The following is a 19,961-nucleotide window of genomic DNA, read 5'->3' as shown; positions in this document are numbered from 1 at the left end:
ATCACATCTTGCCCAGCTTCGCCTGCACCGCTTGGCGCAGCCGCTCACGCAGCCGTTCGCCCCAAGGAGGCACGCCGATCGAGGTTGTGCGGCTATTTTCTTGAAAATGTAATGTACGGCCATCACGCGCGAAGGCGATTAATAGGTCATTCGGCTCCTCCTCCGGTGTCAGGTTGTCCTCTACTAAAACCCGTGCGTCCGAAATGGGCCTTGACCTCACCACTTCGGTGGCCGCCCCATCTCGCGCCTCGTTTCCCTTGTTGCGGTCTGCTAACATGAAAATGGGTCCAGGTTGCGTCGAGTCGAGTCCCTGCAGTTGGTAGGCCAACGTTGCGCCATACCAGTCAGTTGAATGCACAGCCAGCAGGTCGGGCGTGAGGCGTTCAATCCTAACGTCGTTGCCGAAAGCTGGCACCACGGCCCCGCGCACTTTGCCACTCTCCGGCTCAAGCAAGTCGTAGCGGCAAGTGTCCGCTGGCACGGCCGCGAGTAGCGGCGTGCCGGCTTGGGTGTCGGCCGCAAAAAACCACACCGCTGGTATGTTGTCAGCCCCGGGCAATTCGCCCCTCGTGCAACCGGACATCACCACCGCCGGATCCTGACCTCGATGCAGCCGCCACCGGGCCCAGCCCTTGCAGACATTGTCGTCGTCGCTCACAGCCGCTACCACAGCGCTCCAACGCCCATCGGCCGATGTCGTCAACATCGCGCCCAGATCCTTGCCGGAACGCAGGTCGGCGGTTAGCAGCGGAAACTGACGCTGTAATTGCAGGCGACCCAGTAAAATGCCTTTGTTATTTTCATCAACTTGCAGGCGCCAACGTTCGTCGTCGGCTGTCAAGCTCACCCTGTGAATCATTGTTGACGTAGCCATTGATACAAGCGAAGTCGGTGCCGCCGATGCCACCTCAGCCTTTTGACTTGGCAGCGCAACACGGTGCCAATCGTCGCTATTCCACAGTCTATCGGGCCGTTCCGCCAGCGTCAGGAAGCGCAGTTGCGCCGGCGGCACGCATGCGCTGCGCTCGCTGGCGGGACCCTGCGCATCACGCCCGAACTGGTGCACCGGCAAGGCTTCCAACAGGCGTACGCGCGGCCATGGCGAGTCCTGAACACCGTCCTCACTCGTATCCCACATCAACAGCATGCGGCCCGTGGGGTCGAAACCCAACGGCTGTCCCGGTGCCATAAACCAAGTGGCGCCCGTATCGGCCGACAGCAGCTGGGTCTCGGCCCCATACTCCTGAAGCGCGATGAGAGGCTCACTCCAAGCCACCGTGCCCTCGCCACGCGCCCACAGCTCGCGGCCGCTGGCCACATCCATCACGACGGTACGCCCGAGTCCCACACCGGTGCCAGTGCCATAACGCAAGTTCTGGTAGCGCAGCTTCGTGCCTTGAGCGTCTAGTTGAACGCCCTGTGTCGCCTCGGCCAGGCGAGCCTTCAGCGTGCGTGGCTCCACGAGGCGCGGCCCAGCAGGGCCGGCCTCGATGCGGTAAACGACCATAGTCGGGTCCATGAATCTGCTGGCTACCAGCACCGGTGCGTCGTTAGCCAAGCTAAAGGTGTCGGCTTCGTCCTTCATTTCGGCATCAGTCGGGTGCAGTCGCAGTTTGAGCTGCAGTTTGCGGCCTGAATGCCTGTCTAACAACCACCAGGTAGGGGGTGAATTGGCAGACTCGCTGCTTAGCAGCACGAGTTGCTTGCCCGACATGCCCTTTACCCGCATCGCACCTTCGGAGGCGGCCACATAGCCTGTGTTGGCCGGCAGACCACCCACCGGCAGTTCAACGAGCGGCAGTAGTTGCGTAGTAGGCCCCTCGCTGGCGATGCAAGGTATCCACTGTTCACATAACGCCAGCGACAATGCCGTCACGCGGCCGCTCAGCACGTCCACGGACACCGCGCGTGACGTGGCACGCCCTTCGTTGCCTTCCGGTGCTGGTTCGGCCCCCTCGGCCACCACTAATGAACCGCCGCCCGCAAACGTGAGCCGCTCTGCCACGAAGGGCAGTGTTACCTGCGTTAGGCGTTGTCCGTCTACCGTGGACCACACGGCCAACTGCGCCCCCGCCGCCACGGCCACCCGGACGCCGCGCGCATCGAATGCGGTCGGCGGCGGCGTGAGGTCACCATCTTCGAGCCGAGGTGGAGCCGGGGCGCGCGTGTCGAATACGAGATCGGGCCCGCGCCGGTTCTCCACCAGGGTCGTCAGCGCTGCCTCAAGGAAACCCTCGGGTAGCTGCCCGTCTACCTGCGGCTGTGCCTGCACGAGTGCCTCCACCAGCCCATTCCAGCCCTCGTGCGCTCGGCCATCGCGTGACAGCAGCAGGGCCTGCCGCGCCGATGACGCCAGCAGCCCCTGCCGCGCACGATCCCGCTCCTGCGTCGCAAGGTAGCTCTGCAGCGTCGCGAACAAGGCCAGCAGTGCAAAGATGATCAACGCTGTACCCACTGCGATGCGTAGCCGCGCCAGCGAGCGCACCGCATGCGGTGCCGTCGCGAGGCGCTGCACCGCCTCGTCGCTAACACGGCCCGAGTCACAGGCCTCGGCCGTCTCGTCCACCCAGATGCGGTCCGCAAACGGCAGCCAGTCCTGGGTGCTCTCGGTCAGGGCTGGGTCCTGCAGCGCGCCGTCCACGCTGATCGGCACTAGAGTGCCACCGGGGCGCATGCGGCGGTACTCCTCCACCTCGGTGCGCACCCAGCGCGGCTCAGCCAGCGTACCGCGGTTGGCCACCACAACTAGGATACGGCTGCTACGCAGCGCTCGGCGGAGTGTGCTGTCCAGCGCTGCACCAACGGGCGCCTCGTCCTCGCTGAAGAACACCGTGAATCCTCGCTCACGCAACCGGCGCGCCAAGTCCGACGCGTAGGCCCGGCAACCCCGCGGCGCCGGGCCCAACGCAAAGGAGATGAAAATATCGTAGCCGAACAGGCGCGCCCACCCACTTTGCGCAGCATGCGGGGGCGGGGAAGGAGTGGCGTTTGCGAGAGAGTTCATGGCGTTCTCCAAGCCCATGTTTCGGGCGATAGGCTCAACACAAGTTCAACTTCACGCCGTTGTCGAATACCGACGGCAGATGCTCGGGTTGCACCTGCCTCGCCACGGCCTGGCCCAGGTCGCGCAGCGCATCCAGGTTCTCGGGCCGGTCCATCTCCTGCATGTTCTCGAGGTAGGCCGCGTCCACATCTTTGCCCAGTACATCCTTGAACCATTTCTTCGTAAACAATGCGTTGTAGCGCTGATAGGTTAGTAGGGCGTTGCCGCCCAGCGCCGGGCCGGCGTGGCCTATCTCGCGGTCGATCTCGCGGGATGTAGGCGTGGGCGCGGAGAACCATTGCAGCATCGTCTCCACGAGGTCGCCGCAGTCCTCCATCAGGTTCTTTAGCGCCAGCACGCCCTGCACCGCAGCCAGGCCGGCGAACTTGCTGCTGGTATCCACGGCAGGGTCGGCCTTGCCTGTGCCCACCGATACAAGCAGCAGTTTGTCGGCACCGGCCGACCATTGGAGCCGGTAGCCATCCATCGTCGCCGTCATTAGCGCCTGCAACGAGGGGTTGTTGTGTGGGCTGCAGCCGCCATCGACAAAGAAGCCATCGACATCCTCACGCCCGGGCGTGGCGCTGGAATGGATGCTGATCTTCTCCGGTGCGAAGAAGGTGGGTGCAGCCGTGCTGGCTCGCACCACCTGCCAAAGCGGGTACTCGCCGTTGGGGATGGTGCTCGGGCGAGCCGGGTTGGGTGGGAAATACTTGGCGTCGGGGTTGTTGGTCAGTACCCAAGTGCTGCCCGTATCTAGCCGCTTGGCTACGACCAGCAACCCGGTCCTAAAGTCCTCGCGCTTTAACGGACCGGGGCCGTAGACTCCGCGCAGGGCCTCGGCCACGGCCGAGGCATCGTAGGAGTCCTGCAGCAGGCCGCGACGCCAGAAGCTGCGCATGAACACCTTGTTACCCAGCCGCAGGTAATGTCCCTCGATCTCTTCTACGCTCATGCCAAGCGACAGGCCGGCGGCGATAATGGCACCGGTAGACGTGCCGGCGATCAAGTCAAAGTAGTCGGCTAGGCGCAGTTCCCCATCACTGAAGCGCTCCTTGAGCAGGCTCTCCAGCCGGTAGAGCACCTGCAACGACACCATGCCGCGCAGTCCGCCGCCGTCCAACGAAAGGATACGCTTGGGGCCGATATCTTTGTCTAGGTGCTGTTTGAAGGTGCGGTAGCGGGCCATAGGGTATCTCCTGTTAGTCGTGAAGATGCGAGGCGTTAGCCGGCTGCTAGCTGCCGGCAGTCAATGAGCTCGATGTAGATTCCGTCTGTCGCTTGAGCTAGCTTCAGCATTCCGGCGGTGCCGTTCGGGGATTTGTCGTCCTTGTTGTGGTCCCATAGAGCCAGCAACGTGACGCGGTCGGCGCCCCAGGCCTGGGCCTGGCGCAGCATCCAGCGGTTGCCGCGTGACCAGGGAGTCACGGTCTCGGACGCTTCTAGCCAAGCGGGCAGTCCCCCGTTGTCGCTGAGCACGAAGGTGCGGCCTTGCGGCTGAGCGTCGGCCAACGCGAAGAAGCGGTTGCGCCACTCAATGTCGTAGTGGCTAAACACGTCGCGAGCAACGACCTCGCGCTGCACTGGTAAGCACAGCCAAGTGGTTAGTTTGAGCTCCCTGCAGGCCTCCAACGCCAGGATATCGGCACCCGGCGCCGCGGAGACCAGGACATCGACCTCTTCGTCATCTCTCCTGAGACTCGCCAGCGCAGACTTGATCAGTTCGCGTGCCTTGCCCTGCGCTCCGCTTGGGAAGCGCGGTTCGGCCGGTTGGTCAGCGCCCGTCATGTCAACGTTATGGCCACTGAAGACAATGACATGTCGCTTTCCAGGCGTGGATTTCGCAAGCACATCCAGCACGGCCCGTGTCGCCTGGCCGCCGACCCCCAGCAGTTCAAACAACTCGAGTTGGCCGCACGCAGCATCGGCATAGAAACCCCCCTTAGGGACGACGGCATCCCGGTAGGCTTGCACGACACCAGCAATGCTTGCCTGCGATGGCGCATCTCCGATAGAGAGAAAGCGCAGGTCTGCGGCGCTAATGTTGGCCCAGATAAGGGAGTCGCCCTTTTCCATGGCAATCGCCCGTTTGATCGACGCACGTACCACATGCTCCAACGGCGTCAACTCGGCAGCGCGATCCTGGACGTAACGATCCCTTTCTTGCTCATCATCGAAAAGGTTCTGGAAGTTCGGGCTCTGAGCCAACGACTGCAGGATGCGCCCCATCTGTAAGGCCGCCAGGCCGGGGAAGAAATTATTGAGGTCGGCCTTGTAGGCGTCGCGATACGCCGCATAGGAGTCCATTGCCCGTTTGTCGATGGCCTGCTCGCGGCGCGCCTCTAGCGAGCCCAACCCGGCGAATCCTAGGCGCCACAATGTCTTCAAGTTGCGGCCTTCAAGGGCTCTGGCTTCTGAGCGCTGGCTTGGGGATAAATTCTGGCGCGCAAGCAAGCGTCGGACTGCCTGATTGGAGCGCTCGATATCTACCGGATCACCATCCTGCCTGTACAGACGCTCGTAGAGGTTGGCAAGGGCGAAGTCAGCTTCGGCGTCCGCCTGAGCGCCACGAAGCGCAGTTTCCCAAGTTCTCGTGGCCGCCTTGAAATCCTTCAGTTTCCACTGGGCGCGACCAATTAGTTTGTACCCCTCCCGCGCGAAGCGCTTTGTGCTCACGTCTTCAGCCAGCAGCCGCAACCAGCCTCTGTCCTTGCGGGCCTCGGCCAACTGCACCTCTTCGACGAAATCCAACGGTACCGTGGTCACGCTTTGGACGTCAGCCTCTGGCAGCGTGGGCATCATCAGAAATACGGGGCTATCGGTCACCTTGTCATCGGCCAGCGTCGCATTAATCACGTTCACCAATTCCGCCAGGGCTGCCCCGGGATCGCCCACGGGATAGGTCATGTAGCGTATGCCAGCGATGTCGAACGGCATTGAGTCAGCCGACGGCGTGCCCTTGATCAGCACCGTGCGCCGCTTGCGCAGCGCGTGGCGTACACCCAGTTCGTAGAAAACGTTGGGGTTGTGAACCGTGATGTCGCACAGAACGAGTTCCTCCTGCAGTATGAGCTGGAACATGTCCTGGTGAATGCTGCCAGCGCCAACCACCTCGGCCGTAGTGTTGCCGTCCAGCTTGCATGCCAGCAGCGCAGGGGCGATCAGCGCCTGATCGACCTTGTCGAAGTCGATCTCATTACCCTTGGCATCTGTCTTCTTCCCGAAACCTCGAATCACGAAGCAGCGCATTGCGCCTCCCTTCCCAAGCGGGACTTCAGTAGATCACTCGTCTAGTTCGTAGGACTGCTCGAATTTCTTCGCACTCATTGCGTACGCATCCGACCCGTCCTCTTCGTTTGACACTAGCCAGTCGCCCGCTTCGTACCTCGTGCTGCCTTCCTTCGTGACCACTCGGCCTGCCGAGCTGGCCTGTTCGGCCCACACCTTGCCCGTCTTCACAAAGGTGCCTGGCCCTTCGGCGGTGTAGGTGCGCTCAAAAGACTTGGCATCCACTGTGTAGACGTCGCCCGCATTGTCCACCACCCAGTCGTTAGCCTTGCAGTGCTGTTCGTCGCCCCACTTGCGGTAATTGAAGCCTTCCGTCTCTAACTTTCGTTGCACTGCAACAACCGGCTGGCCCGGTCGGCGGCGGTAGCGTTTTCGTTCACCCATTGCATATCCTCAGGTGTTGATAACTGGATATCCGAAGATAGGCTTGTAGACGAACATGACCCTGTCCTTAATATAACAACCAAATGGAGTATGGAAATTGCATTTTGTTCCCTGGCTATGCTAAAAATCTTGCCTCGTTCCTCTTCGCGAATCGCCCTAACTTATTATCATGTAGGCGCCTTGAGGGAGCGTTTATCCGCCAAGCGGTCTGTTGATCGAGCAGAGCCGAACGTCAGCAACTGCTGAGTAGTACGCAGTCAGCCTTCGGGCAGTACGACTGCTCCGCTCAGCAACCAGCCACTAAACTGCGGAGATAGTGAATGTCTCTTGTGGGCACTGAGTACGCGTTCGCTGAATGGGAAAGCTGCCATTCGTGGCCTCTCAATGTGGAACGGCAAGTAAGCGACAGGTTGCTGCCCGATTCAGCGCATTCGGCCAACGGCCTGATCGGCCGACTTCTGGTCCTCAGCCAAAGCATTCACTGATGCAAATGACAACGACTGCTTTGCACAAAAATCCGGACACCCTCAATCATGAGCGTTACTTCCAATCGCCATGCGTACTCTCCGGCACGACTTGCGCCAACCCTTCTGCCAAGAAGTCGAAAACCACACGAATTTTTCGGGAAGTATGCAATTCAGTGTGCGTGACCAGCCAAATGGGAAATTGCACCGGCGGAATATCGTCCAGAACGCGAACGACACTCGGGGTTTCTCGGGCAATTTCATCCATCATGGCGCCAATACCTAGCCCTTGACGAACCAGACCCCAATGAGCAACAGAGTGGTCAGCATAGCTGCTGAAGTTGGCCTCGCTCAGCGCCAGGCCGTGCTGGTGCAAATACGCCAAGTAGCGGCCTGCGCGGTCAGAGCCGACGAACGGCACGCTGGCAGCGTCTTGCGCATTGCGCGGGTGGCCATGCGTTTCCACCCAGTCTTTCGAGGCGTAGAAGCAGGCGGTAGCTTGGCGTATCAGGCGGGCAATCAGCTCAGGCCGGTCTGGATTGACGTGACGAATCGCGATGTCCGCTTCGCGTCGCTGCAAGTCGCTGATCGCATTGGTAGCAATCACTTCAATCGCAATGCCGGGCACCTCCTGCCGAAGCCGCCGTACCAAGCTGGGTAACAGGTAGGCTGCGACCATATCGCTGGCCGAGACCGAAACGACACCTTCTACCGCCTGCGACCGGCCTGTGGCCGCCATCCCCAGAGCGTCGGCAGCTGAGCCCATAGTGCGGACGTGCTCAAGCAGATCCAGCCCGGTAGCGGTGAGCACCATGCTCTTTCCCGCCCGCTCAAACAAGGTCACACCCAAACACTTTTCGATTGCAGCCACTTGGCGGCTCAGTGTTGGCTGCGTCAAGCCCAGCTTGCGTGCCGCCGCCGACAGTGAGCCGGTTTCCGCTGTTTCCAAAAACGCCCTGAGTTGGTTCCAGTCAACTTTATCCATGCATAAATGTATAGGTTAATTGCAAATTTTGGGGATTTTAATGCGAATTTATACAGGTAACATCCAAACCTCGCCACATGAGTGCTTCAAGCCTGCCCAATCCATGTCATTTCCAAGCAACAAACATCTAACCGACGATATGCATTCGACTTGTGCAGACGCTGCCACGATGCGCAAAGCACGTTTCTGGAACCGTATTGCCCGCAAATATGCGGCTGACCCGATTCCTGACATGGCGGGCTACGAGACCTCGTTGCAGCGCACGCGCGGCCTGCTGTCCACCGAGCACAATGTACTGGAGATTGGTTGCGGTACGGGGACCACGGCATTGCACTTGGCTGCCAGTACCGGATGTTTTCTGGCAACCGATATCTCGGCAGAGATGATTGCCATTGCAAAAGAAAAGCTGGCCTCACAACCCACCCCGCAACTGTCGTTTGCATTGGCCGACGCCGATTTGCCGATGTCCGGATCGGCGACCTACGACAGGGTATTGGCATTCAATATCTTACATTTGGTGAGCGACCTCGACCAAACGCTGGCCAAGGCTGCGCAGGCCTTGCGGCCTGGCGGATTGTTCATATCCAAGACGGCCTGCATTGCCGAGATGAACCCGCTAATTCAACACTTGGCCCTGCCTCTGATGCGTGTCATCGGCAAGGCCCCCCTGATTGTGCAGTGCCTCAACGAAACCCAATTGCGGGCGGCGCTGACCCGGCAGGGTTTACAGATCGTGTCCGTCGAACGACACGGAACCAAGAAAAAAGATTTCCGGGTTTTTATTATCGCGAGCAAACCGCTCGCCACTGACCCTAGTTAGGCATCAACATGCTGAACACAATACGCCCCGCCCATAGGCGACAGACGGCAGCTTTCTGTTTGTTTTTGGCTCTGAGTGGCTGCGCTTCGATCAGCGGCGTCACCACGTCACCTCTGGATGGCAGGAACGTTGAGCATGTCGTGACAGGACATGGCACGCCGGCTGTCGTGTTTGAGAACGGACTGGGCGGCCGACTCCAATGGTGGGCGGAAGTCCTTCCCACAATCGCCCGGGAAACGACGGTATTTGCCTATAACCGCGCAGGTACCGGCACCAGTACTGAAACGTCGACGCCGCGAGACGGCGAAACCATCATCGACGAATTGCGGCGCAATCTGCGTGACAAAGGCATAGCCCCGCCCTATGTCCTGGTGGGTCACTCCCTCGGCGGACTCTACATGCAGCTTTACGCGCGGCGTTACCCGCAAGAGGTCGCGGGTCTGGTGCTGGTGGACTCGACCCACCCTGAGCAATTGAAAGGCGCTGGCGCGAAGGATAACTGGCCGACCTGGATAAAACTGATGTTCAATGTCTTGCTGTCCGGTGCCGCCAGTAACGAGTTGGAAGCGCTTCCCGCGACAGGTGCCGCCATGCTTGCCCTGCCTCCACTTACGGGCAAACCGGTGATCGTTCTCAGCGCGCAAAAACCAATGAGCGAAACATCGGAGCTCGCCCGTGATGCCAATGCCAAACGCAGCGACATTGCGCGCCTGCATCCTGGGGCCAAACAAGTGTGGGTTGACAGCGGCCACGTCATTCCCCTTGAGAGGCCGGACGCGGTTATTGCGGCGATCCACGAGGTCTTGCTCAGTGTTCAGGCAGCGCAATCGCACTCTCCATCGACGGGCGGCAATGAGACCGGGGAAATTCAAAAATGATGAGCGGTGGCATTTTCTTGGCAAACCCCAACGAGGTTCCAGATGATTTCGAAAAAAAAAGCAAATAACTTTTCCATGCTGGCACTGGCGGTGATGCTTTCTGGCTGTGCACTTGACCCCGGCGCACGCAATGGTGGCTTGTTCAGCAACGCCGCCAAGGCCTATATCTATACGCCGGAAGAACAAGCAAACATGACTGCCGAGGGCACCATCCCAACGATGGTCGCGCCGTCCGAAATACGGGCGTACTTTGAAAACGCAAAAAAGGTGACCAAACCAACGGGTGAGGTTAACTACTGTGACGCGGGTTTGTCTTCGCTTGTCCAGTCAAGAAGGAATGAAGCCCTTGCCGCAATAGATGACGCTTGTGGCGGCAAAGATCAATACTCGATTCGACATGAAGGCCCCGGTCACATCAAAGCACACTACGCGGGCAACATCCAGCTGACGCCTGGTTGCAACCGGAGCAAGGTGATTATCTTCAGGTGTTCAGGTGCGCAACCCAAGCCGGACATGCGCAAATGAACAGTGGAATCAGGCTGAAAATCGTCACTCCCTTGCTGCTGAGCCTGCTGCTGGCGGCCTGTGTGAGTACAAACGATTTACAACTCAGCAATGGCAAAGGTAAAAGTTTTATCGTCAGCGGCCGGAGCTACGAGCAGATTTGGCATGCGGCAACGGTGGCCATGAGCACCGACATGAAGATCGTTGATAGCCACAAACCCTCCGGTGTCATTAAGTCCCGCGTCGTCAATGGCACGCAGGGAAAAGTGGTTGGCTTCTTCATTCAGCCCACGGATGAACAGGCGCCAAACTACACCATCACCATCGTGAGCAAGAAACCGCTTCAAACCGAGTTCGTGGACCGCGACTGGGAGCCCTCTGTTTGGGAAGACTTCAAAGCTGCGATCAACCCGAAATAGACAGGCAGCAAGGATTTTTAAATAGTATTTGAGGAAGATTTGACCATGAAGCTAAAGAAGCTGATTGCATTGCTACTGCTTTTGCCGCTAGCCGGCGCTTTTTCTGGCTGTGCGACAAACGAGAGGAAGTCGTCCGAGCCAAGTGAGGGCAGCAGCGCCAACAGCAACGTCAGCAGCAATTCCGAAAAAAAGGCCGCTAACGAGGACAAGGGTAAAGCCATGCAAAAAATATCCATGGCGATCGGCGTGGAAACAAGAGGATTTACCATCACCAGCCAACAGCCAGTCGACGCGCCCGGCGGCTACAACGGCACCCAATACACGGTTAAAACCAGCGCCGGGAAGACATACAAGTGCGAGATCCTTGAGCCATCAGGCTTTGGAAAAGTGATGACTTGGGGAATGGCCAGTGGCGCCAGTGCCATGTGCACGGACTTCACCCCGGGCTCGAAAGACAGGGGAAAAACGAATAAAGCTAGCTGCAACGACCTGCTCAAGGCCGCCGGTAAGTGTTGATGAAAAGCGAAGATCCCTTCCCGGTGGAGATCATGCCCGGCTGAACAAAACCTGATGAGCGCGCGCTCGATGGGCATCAGCCTGACGTATGCCATTGAGGGCGATCAACTGATCCGGCGAATAGGGTTTCCGGTGGTCTCGGGGGGCGGTACGGCCCAAATAAGCATTTCCATCAAGCGGATCAGCCGCATCGGTTATCGTGAGTTCGCTTAGCGCATATTCTGTTGAAAAACTAAAAACCGAGTTTTTCCAGGGTATGTCGAAACCATCCGGGAGACGAGATCGTCGAAGACGGAGCGATTGTGAACGTCGAGCTTTTCAGTCCAACCTCACTTTTCGGCAATAAGTGAGTTTTTCAACAGGATACGCACGATGCTGACGTAGCTAGGATGTGAAAGCCACCACATTCACTCCCAGAAATTTCAAATGGCCGGTCTGGAATTAGAACCGGCCATTGCCATTTTTAGACGGTGAGAGCCTATTGATCCTACGTTCGACCTCAACAAAAGGCAGCTTCCGAAAAATTGCATGGAGCATTCAGTGCCATGTCGGTTTCCCCAGAAGCAGCGGCCATAGATCTACGACTTCAACGGCAAGTAAATATCAGTCTCCAAATCATGCTCTGGTGTTTCCGGCATCAAGTTGAGGTAATGGAAATAGAGCGGAAAATCGCGTAACTCCTCACCACTGTCCGGTAGCCAGTTGCGCTAGAGGGGGTAAATGCTTTCGCCGATTCTGACATGGGAGCCGTAATGCCGCACCCGCGCGCAACGGCCGCCGGGAATACTTTTCGTGACCACGCCCTGTCGGTTGAGAGGCACTTCGTCGGTTACTTCTCCGCAGATGTCAAAGCGGAATTCTGCCGGCTCGGTTGTGTCCGGATTGTCATAAGCAATACCAAAGCATCGGCTACTTTCTTTAGGCGAAAGGCCGCTTTCCTTACGCCAAGCGATAAATTGTCCGACGGAGTCATTGACTCTTTCGGTTGGGCCGCGATGCTCCATGACGGCGACACGGATAGATTTGAAATCGACGATCTCGACTTGCACGGTTTGTTTCCTTTCCGGGATACGGAAGCGATAGCGCTCATGCCAGGATTCCCAGTCCGGTTGCTGCCTGAATTCTGATGGCGACTGGCCGAAAGTGTTCCTGAAGGCGCGCGTAAACGATTCCGGGTTTTCGAAGCCAGCGTCTAGGGCGATATCGATAACCTTGTTCAGGGGGCTGAAGGCGAGCTGATAGCTGGCTTGCCGCAAACGCAACAACTGGATATATCGTCCAACACTGGTACCGACGTATTCGGCGAATTGCCGATGAAAGTGAAATTTGGAGAAGTTCGCGATCCGGCTAAGGTATTCAGTGCTTAGCGATTCGTCTAGATTGGACTCGATGTAGTCGAGCACCTTCTCGAAACGCTTCGCGTGGTTTTTTGCCTGTGTATCGCTCATCATTCATCCTTCGTTCACAGCGCACACTATGCGCGGAACGCGATGGCAAATCCCGACCGCGATTGCTCAATATGCCGGCAAAGAAATCAATTGGAAGGGAACAATTGCTGAAACTTGCTAAGGATATTCGCTTTCCAATTGCTTGACGATTGCGTTTGGCTCGGACTATACGTGATAGCAGTCGCTTGTAGCTATGGCCGCTCTCGGGAAAAGCAGATGGCCGGACCGTGCCCATTCCGGCCATCCAGGTTTCTCCATAGCTGCCATTCGGCCAAACCCGTGTTTTACAAGATGGAGCTCTACTAAGCGGTCGTTGGCGAGCTGACACAATCGGCCAGGAGCAGCCACTCAAGAAACTGCTCCAAAGCGGACATCGGCTCTGTCCGTTTGATTGCTGATTGATAAGGAGACCTGCATGGGATAATCTCTATGTCATTCAAAACCTTACAGGCGATTCAATCGTGTCCGTATTATTAGCAATAACCCGGACGTTTCTGCTCGTGAATGACTGTTCGGCGTCATGAATACAACCGCCGCTCCCCGCCTTGAATCCGCAATTCGTTCAACCTTAATGCCACTCTTACGGGAAGATGGCTTCGCCGGCTCAGGCAGAACGTTCCGTCGAAGTAGAGATGGTTGGGTGCAAGTCGTCAATATCCAAGGCTCACGGTATGGCGGCAGGTTCGCAATCAACCTTGCCATCCATCCAATGGCAATACCTGACCTACGAGGCAATTCGCCAGATCCGAAGAAGATCACAGCGGAACTCTGTGAATTTCGATGCCGCCTTTCCGAAACAATGAGCGATCAATGGTGGACGCACGAGGCCACTAGCGAAAGTATGGTTTCCGCTATGGAGGCGGCTGCAAAAGTTTATCTGAATGTGGGCCGTCTAATTCTCGAACGTATCTCAGGGCCGGCTGCCCCTCTGATGACTGTTACACCCACCGAGTTTCGCTCTGGGGCCTATGACTTCGCGGGATTCGGCACGACCAAGGTTCGGATGGCACTTGCTCTATCGCTTATGCGGAAGGCCGAGGGACGTTTTGAAGAATCGAAGGCATTCGCTGCCTACGGTATTGAGAACATAGGAAGCGCCTCGTTTCTTCGCCACGAACTCCAAGCTCTTGCGGGTGACCAATGACGCCGAACAATCCAATCCACCGGACCGCCGGCAAGCTGCGCTTGCCTGCGTCCGGTGATTTTCAACGTTCGGCGTCAATATCATGAGCGACCATTGGGAGCAGTTTCCCTGCACGATTGGTGACCATTCGGCCTTCATCGCCTATGACCACGGCGTGAGGGCCGATCTCGAATCGTTACCATTCGAATTCTTTGCTCGCTTCAATGTGGCCTTGCTCGACCCCGATGATCGCGGCCTGCCGCACGGAAACGAGTTTTCATATTTGAACGAAGTGGAAGACTTTCTTTCCGCTCAACTCCAACCAAGCGATGGACTTCAAGTTGGCCGCGTCACAACTAATGGTCATAGATATTTTTGTTTCTACACATCGTTAAGCTCCTCCGCATGCGCGGCTCTTACAAAGAGCGCAGGTTCTCTTCATGGTCATCGAATTGAGCTATTTCACGAGCCAGACCCACAGAGGTCGCATTACTGGAACGACCTTTTCCCGACAGATGACGACTGGCAAGTCATTCTGGACTTGCGCGTTCAGAACGCACTTGTGAAGGAAGGGGATTCTCTTCAAACACCACGTCCGATTGAACACTGGGCTTACTTCAAAACAGAACCTCAACGCGCCGCATTCATCGCCAGCGTCAAAGATGTATTCGAGGGCATCGATCTCTATCTAACGCCCGAAGCGAAGGGTGGCCAATTCACCGCCAAACTGAATCATGTTGGCCTGCCAGATTACCGCTCAATGAATAGAACTACGCTTCAGCTTAGTCGTGCCGCTCGTGAGAATGGCGGTGAGTACGACGGCTGGGAAACTCAAGTATGCAAGCAGTGACGCCGAACATTCCAATTCACCGGACCTCCGGCAAGCTACGCTTGCCTCCGTCCGGTGATTTTCAACGTTCGGCGTCATGACTGTGCGGCTCGTGAGAACGTACGAGGAAATCCGAGGGTACAAACCCGACTTCGTGGTGAGCTATCGCCTCTACTCACCCTCCGAGGGTGGGCGAAAGGCAACATACCAGCATCTTCGATGTGATTTCATGTACGAGGGTGATGATCCGGTGAAAGATGGCATATTCATGATCCACCCAGAGTTCATCGAACGGGATGGCCGTCCCCTTGATGAAGGACTTCCCGTCCCCTTGGAAGGAAAAGCAACTATGTGGGTGCTCGTTCCCGCAATGCGTGCGTCCATCCATTGCTCACGAATCGCGGTTGGAACGCGAGGACACTTCATGGAAGGGCCGCGAAAGATCGGCGACGTCACGGTTGAACAGATTGTCGCTCTACGTGAGAATCCTCAAACCTCATGACCTCTGACGATCTCTTGAACTCATGGAAGCGAACAGAAGGGTTTCTGCTTGATGCCAGGGCTCACCTGTCTGAAGCAGCAGAGGGCATCTGCGCAGACGAAAGTCAGGAGTTTCTCGGGTATCTCGAACACAATGAGTTGGAGCTAGCGTTGGACGCGCTTGAAGATGCATTCAACAAATCAGAATTCGAGTCTTGGCGAGTCCTTGAGTTGTTGGCCTTGGCGGCCGCCAGCATGGGCCTGACGGACCGACAAGAGAACTACGACAGAACGCTTACCAAAGCTCGTGGTTGGAACTACAAGACGGTGTTGCCCTCATGACGCCGAACCCTTCAGTCAACCGGACCTGCCGCATAAAGCCGCGGCAGGCCTGTTACTTCCGACGTTCTGAGTGACCGCTTTCCAATAGTGGCTACGGCCTATAATGGGCACGAAGGGAACCGTCCTCCCTTCAGATTCATCGGCGGAAAGCAGTCACTGAGGTTCAGCTTCCCGAAAGCAGCCAGTCGTCACTGAGTGCTGCGTGCCCATTGCTGCCTAATGACTTATGAATAGGCCATGTCGGCTTACCGCTTACAAAGCTGCCTCTCTGGGCATTAATTTTTCGAGATACCTCAAAGGTTCGCGCTCTTTTGTTCTCGAATAGGAACTTCCTGGTCCAAACGAGCGCTCAAAAGACGCTTTTGTAAGTTTGCATCTAACAAAGCATGGGAAGATAGATGCATAAAATTAGCATTGGCATAAAGAATCGGTCCCATGAACTTCTCAATTGCAGACCTTGGCCTAGCCTACCGCAAAGCGAAGGTAGATTTGTACTACTCTTCCCACTCGTCCCTATTGGCAATCGCTGACTACGAAAGTCAGATTCTGGATAGGCTTCAGTCGCTTTTGACACAACTCAACGGCGCTGACGAAGAGTGGGTCAAGACTGATATCTTTCTCGGTAACTGGTTCTTGACCCCGAAGAGCATTGAGCCACCCACAATCGACAAACATGCCAATGGACTCGTCTTTGCTTCACCGATCGCAAAGTGGCAGCATATTTGCGATCATGCTGCGTTAATAGATTTAACGAACAAGCCTAAGGCTGAATTTCGCCTGATGGCTCAGTGCAGCTTGGACTTTCATGTTCTATCTACACTGTGGATGATCAAAGTCGGCCAGCAATACGACAAACTGCTGAGTGGCTGCGCTTATGGTAATCGCCTGCGCAGAGGGCAGGATGGCAATGTCAATCCATTGTCATTTGGATCGTTCAAGCCTTACTTGAAGCCATTCCGAAATTGGCGTGATGGTGGCATCGAGGCTATGCGCAGTTCTCTAGAGCAAGGCAAGAGCGTTATCGCACTCACAGCGGATGTCACCAGCTTCTATCACGAGCTGAACCCCGACTTCATGTTAGACGATGCGTTCAACCAACTTTTCGATATCAAGTTGTCGGACGACGAGCAAAAGCTGCATCGACTGTTTATTACCGCACTGCAAACCTGGGCCAAAAAAACTCCGCTGGGTAAAGGTTTACCGGTAGGACTTCCAGCATCAGCCGTCGTTGCCAACATGGCGCTGATTGAGTTGGATCGCTTGATCGAGCAGCAAGTAGTACCACTGTATTACGGCCGTTATGTTGACGACATTCTATTGGTGATGGAGAACGGCGCAAACTTTCACTCTACCGACGAGCTTTGGACATGGTTGTTTGAACGTTCTAACGGCAAACTCGGTTGGATTGAAGACAATGGGCAAAAGAAAATCCGCTACCGGCCAGATTATCTGGACGATAGCCAGATCTGCTTTGCAAATGACAAGAACAAGGCGTTCTTGCTGGAAGGAGAAACAGGTCAGACGCTGGTTGACTCCATTTCTCACCAGATTCACCTGCGCGCCAGCGAATGGCGTGCCATGCCGAATTTACCTACTTCGGCCCGTTATGTTGGTACCGACCTAATTGCTGCGACGCAAAGTGATGGTGAAATCGCTGACAACCTGCGAAAAACAGATGCTCTAACCATGCGTCGTGCAGGCTTCGCGATCAAGTTGCGCGACTTTGAGGCCTATGAACGTGACCTGCCTCCAGATAGCTGGAAGGATCATCGTCATGCCTTTTTCTCGGCTTTTATTCAGCATGTTCTGGTGCTGCCCCACTTCTTCGAATTGGCGGTATACCTGCCTCGCGTGGTACGACTGGCGACTGCCTGTGAGGACTTTTGGCATCTACGTAAGATCATAGAAGCATTGAAGAATGTCTATGCGACGGTAGAGGAGCGGTGCATCGTCGACATCAAATCGTGCCCGAAAGCACAACTCCCTGATAAAGCCAATGTGCTATTACGCTGGCACTGGCAGCTATTCTTTTCTGTTTACGAAAGTGTTCTCGCTGCGTTCCCGCCTCGCTTGTCCAAGAAAGGCAAAGTTGCGTGGCAAAAAGAATTTGAGTGTAGTTGGTACGCTCCCTTGCCTAGCCTCGTTTTTCATCCCCATTGGGCCGCAGACATAAAGAACATTCAAGCGGCGCACGCATGGTTATTCTCGTATGACTTAGCACACATGCCGTTCCGTTTTGTCGGCCTACCAAAGGAGATGGTTTCGCAGCGAGGGATTCCGCCAAAAAAAAATGTTCGTATATTCGAGGAGGCAGAACATCTATTGCCTGGCAAGATTACTCAAGGTATTTCCACTTTGGCGGGCTGGGTAAAGTTCAACAATGGTTTGCCTTATGGGCTGGTTTTTTCCACCCGACCGTTCAACCTCGCCGAGTTGTTCGTACTGGCCAAAGACCCATTCGCCGCGATCAATCTGCCGAAGATGCAATCGGTGGTGATGGCGTTACGCGGTTTCAACCTAAATGAAAAAATGCCACGATGGGATAAGCAAAATGTGCTGCAAATCCCGGATGGAGGAGCTCGGGATCGGCAAATCATCGCAGTGTCGAGTTGGAAAACTGAATACAACAGTTGGGTGGCTTCCGTTACTCGAATGCCCGACCCGGATCTAGGTCGTTATGCCCGCCTAAATCGGCTAGTTAACAGCGTTATTTCGCAACCGAAAGGTGCACATTACTTTGTCCTGCCAGAATTAGCCTTGCCGGCGCACTGGTTTTTACGGATGGCCCTCAAGTTGCAAGGGCGCGGCATTTCGCTCATTGCTGGTATCGAGTACCTGCACACAAGCAAGGGACGGGTACGTAATCAGCTCTGGGCAGCACTGTCGCATGATGGACTGGGGTTTCGCTCAACGATGATCTATCGCCAAGATAAGCAGCGACCGGCCTTGCATGAGGAACAAGAGTTGCAGTGCCTAAGTGGTCTGGAGATGAAGCCGGAGACAATCTGGAAAACGCCACCTATTGTGCAACACGGAGATTTCCGCTTTGGGTTGTTGGTTTGCAGCGAGCTAACCAACATCAGCTATCGTGCAAATTTACGCGGCCAAGTAGACGCGCTTTTCGTACCCGAATGGAACCAGGATACTGAAACCTTCAACTCTCTGGTTGAATCCGCTGCGCTAGACATTCATGCCTATATCGTCCAGTGCAATGATCGCCAATTTGGTGATAGTCGGATCAGAGCACCCAATAAAGACATCTGGCGTCGGGACGTACTGCGGGTCAAAGGTGGCATCGACGACTACTGCGTCACTGGTGAAATTGATGTTCAGGCATTACGCCAGTTCCAGTCCAGCTATCGTTCTCCCCCTGGGCCGTTTAAACCGGTTCCAGACGGATTCGAGATGGCGCATGACAGAAAAACATTACCGGGTGCATAAACACTACGAATGTAAGCAGGGGCAACGCCGAACGGCAGGTAGCTGAATAGCAACCTGCCGTTCGTATAGCTTTATATTTCGTGCCGGCTACGTCGGCTCCTGGCCGAGTTGCGGCAGTGCCACAATCAATTTGATCGCCAAATAGCGGACACTCATCTCGATCACAGGGCCGCTACATGTAGAAATTGGAACGTAACCATGGCCGGCGGCTCATGGCCGGTAGTACGCGTCGCTGAGGAACAGCCGTAAGCAGCCATTGAGATTCCTGCTTGCAACTCCGATGACTGCAATGCGGCTTTGGGGCTCTCAGGCGCCTCCCGGTCAAGAGCGGTCGTTTGATAAGTGGCCATTCGTAGGTGGCGACTCAATGTGCCGCCCGACGCTGTATTTGATTTTCAGTTCGTGCGTCACTAGGCCGTCAAAACAGTGATGGGTATAGGGGTGATCGTTGATCGATAACATCACCTTCTGACCGTCGGCGCTGTGGTGCCGTGGTCGCCGTTCCGACGGGACACTTGATTTTGAGTTGCCTATAGTCAGCGTCCCCAGCTTTTCATGGCAATTACGGCAGCAAATCTCTTTCATGTTTAATGCCATGCGTGTAGGCTTTATCCCGCCGCGACCGCTAAAGATTGATTATTTAGTCAGAAAATCAGAAAGGTTTTTGCTTGTGCGCTGTGAGCTTCGTTAGGACAAATTGGGGTCGTTTCATAGGCGAAGCCGCGCAAATTTATTCTGGAGGGTGTTAAACGCCGCTTAGTGCCCAAATCGATAGGAATGAAAATGGCCGATGACACGTTTGATGTTCTTGCGGGGGATTTTTTGACGGGAACAGTGAGCTTTACTGAGTGGGAACTCCACATCAGCACAGGCTCGGGGTTCGGCGAAATGCTTTACGCCAAGGAGGTTGCTTGTCTAGAAGAGGTGGCCCCGCGCAGTTGGACAGAAATTCGGTTTTCTTAAGTGAACTCTCTGCGGGTTAAGCCGCTGCGGCGAG

Annotated in this window: 17 protein-coding genes and 1 pseudogene; 12 read left to right on the top strand and 6 right to left on the bottom strand. The window is 56.1% G+C overall.

The genetic code is table 11. From position 1 onward, the window contains the following. Position 1: 1 nt before the first annotated feature. The 5 genes from AC07TV_RS22100 to AC07TV_RS22080 form a co-directional block, all read right to left on the bottom strand. Entirely contained in the window at positions 2-3,004 is a 3,003-nt protein-coding gene (locus AC07TV_RS22100; RefSeq protein ID WP_494650522.1) for a TIR domain-containing protein, read from the bottom strand. Positions 3,005-3,038: 34 nt separating this feature from the next. Continuing rightward, positions 3,039-4,232, bottom strand: coding sequence for a patatin-like phospholipase family protein (locus AC07TV_RS22095; RefSeq protein WP_494650520.1), 1,194 nt, complete (start codon positions 4,230-4,232; stop codon positions 3,039-3,041). A gap of 35 nt (positions 4,233-4,267) precedes the next feature. Then, positions 4,268-6,292, bottom strand: coding sequence for a hypothetical protein (locus AC07TV_RS22090; protein WP_494650518.1), 2,025 nt, complete (start codon positions 6,290-6,292; stop codon positions 4,268-4,270). A gap of 33 nt (positions 6,293-6,325) precedes the next feature. Continuing rightward, complete coding sequence (locus tag AC07TV_RS22085) at positions 6,326-6,715, bottom strand: hypothetical protein (RefSeq protein WP_494650516.1); 390 nt, start codon at positions 6,713-6,715, stop codon at positions 6,326-6,328. Between the two features lie 540 nt (positions 6,716-7,255). Next, on the bottom strand, positions 7,256-8,164 hold the full coding sequence (locus AC07TV_RS22080) for a LysR family transcriptional regulator (protein WP_494650514.1): 909 nt from the start codon (positions 8,162-8,164) through the stop codon (positions 7,256-7,258). A 169-nt stretch (positions 8,165-8,333) separates the two neighbouring features. On the opposite strand from AC07TV_RS22080, the gene AC07TV_RS22075 reads away from it, so the two are divergent. Genes AC07TV_RS22075 through AC07TV_RS22050 form a run of 6 tightly spaced genes read left to right on the top strand, consistent with a single transcriptional unit; the run spans position 8,334 to position 11,514 of the window. Next, on the top strand, positions 8,334-8,984 hold the full coding sequence (locus AC07TV_RS22075; protein WP_494650512.1) for a class I SAM-dependent methyltransferase: 651 nt from the start codon (positions 8,334-8,336) through the stop codon (positions 8,982-8,984). Between the two features lie 8 nt (positions 8,985-8,992). Beyond that, the gene (locus AC07TV_RS22070; protein ID WP_494650511.1) at positions 8,993-9,862 is read left to right on the top strand and encodes an alpha/beta fold hydrolase; all 870 of its coding nucleotides are present in this window, start codon (positions 8,993-8,995) and stop codon (positions 9,860-9,862) included. A gap of 42 nt (positions 9,863-9,904) precedes the next feature. Next, entirely contained in the window at positions 9,905-10,387 is a 483-nt protein-coding gene (locus AC07TV_RS22065; protein ID WP_494650509.1) for a hypothetical protein, read from the top strand. Continuing rightward, complete coding sequence (locus AC07TV_RS22060) at positions 10,384-10,785, top strand: hypothetical protein (RefSeq protein ID WP_494650507.1); 402 nt, start codon at positions 10,384-10,386, stop codon at positions 10,783-10,785. The genes AC07TV_RS22065 and AC07TV_RS22060 overlap by 4 nt, the downstream gene beginning before the upstream one ends. Positions 10,786-10,830: 45 nt before the next feature. Further along, positions 10,831-11,301 (top strand): hypothetical protein, encoded by a 471-nt coding sequence (locus AC07TV_RS22055; RefSeq protein ID WP_494650506.1) that lies wholly within the window; start codon positions 10,831-10,833, stop codon positions 11,299-11,301. 54 nt (positions 11,302-11,355) lie between these two features. Beyond that, positions 11,356-11,514 (top strand): hypothetical protein, encoded by a 159-nt coding sequence (locus tag AC07TV_RS22050; protein WP_494650504.1) that lies wholly within the window; start codon positions 11,356-11,358, stop codon positions 11,512-11,514. Positions 11,515-11,879: 365 nt separating this feature from the next. On the opposite strand, the pseudogene AC07TV_RS22045 reads toward AC07TV_RS22050, so the two are convergent. Beyond that, positions 11,880-12,749 (bottom strand): annotated as a pseudogene (locus tag AC07TV_RS22045) (AraC family transcriptional regulator). Between the two features lie 520 nt (positions 12,750-13,269). On the opposite strand from AC07TV_RS22045, the gene AC07TV_RS22040 reads away from it, so the two are divergent. From AC07TV_RS22040 to AC07TV_RS22015, 6 genes are all read left to right on the top strand, one after another. Next, positions 13,270-13,893, top strand: coding sequence for a DUF4304 domain-containing protein (locus AC07TV_RS22040; RefSeq protein ID WP_494650503.1), 624 nt, complete (start codon positions 13,270-13,272; stop codon positions 13,891-13,893). 82 nt (positions 13,894-13,975) lie between these two features. Further along, complete coding sequence (locus AC07TV_RS22035; protein ID WP_494650502.1) at positions 13,976-14,722, top strand: DUF695 domain-containing protein; 747 nt, start codon at positions 13,976-13,978, stop codon at positions 14,720-14,722. A gap of 208 nt (positions 14,723-14,930) precedes the next feature. Continuing rightward, positions 14,931-15,203: a hypothetical protein gene (locus tag AC07TV_RS22030; RefSeq protein WP_494650501.1), complete on the top strand. Its 273-nt coding sequence runs from the start codon at positions 14,931-14,933 to the stop codon at positions 15,201-15,203. Then, positions 15,200-15,523 (top strand): hypothetical protein, encoded by a 324-nt coding sequence (locus tag AC07TV_RS22025; RefSeq protein WP_494650499.1) that lies wholly within the window; start codon positions 15,200-15,202, stop codon positions 15,521-15,523. Before AC07TV_RS22030 ends, AC07TV_RS22025 begins: the two co-directional genes overlap by 4 nt. Before the next feature lie 435 nt (positions 15,524-15,958). Further along, entirely contained in the window at positions 15,959-18,964 is a 3,006-nt protein-coding gene (locus AC07TV_RS22020; protein ID WP_494650498.1) for a reverse transcriptase domain-containing protein, read from the top strand. Between the two features lie 783 nt (positions 18,965-19,747). After that, entirely contained in the window at positions 19,748-19,927 is a 180-nt protein-coding gene (locus AC07TV_RS22015) for a hypothetical protein (RefSeq protein ID WP_494650497.1), read from the top strand. Positions 19,928-19,961: the final 34 nt, after the last annotated feature.

The organism is Azonexus sp. GW821-FHT04F04 (assembly GCF_059420025.1).
This window is presented reverse-complemented; position numbering and strand designations above follow the sequence as displayed.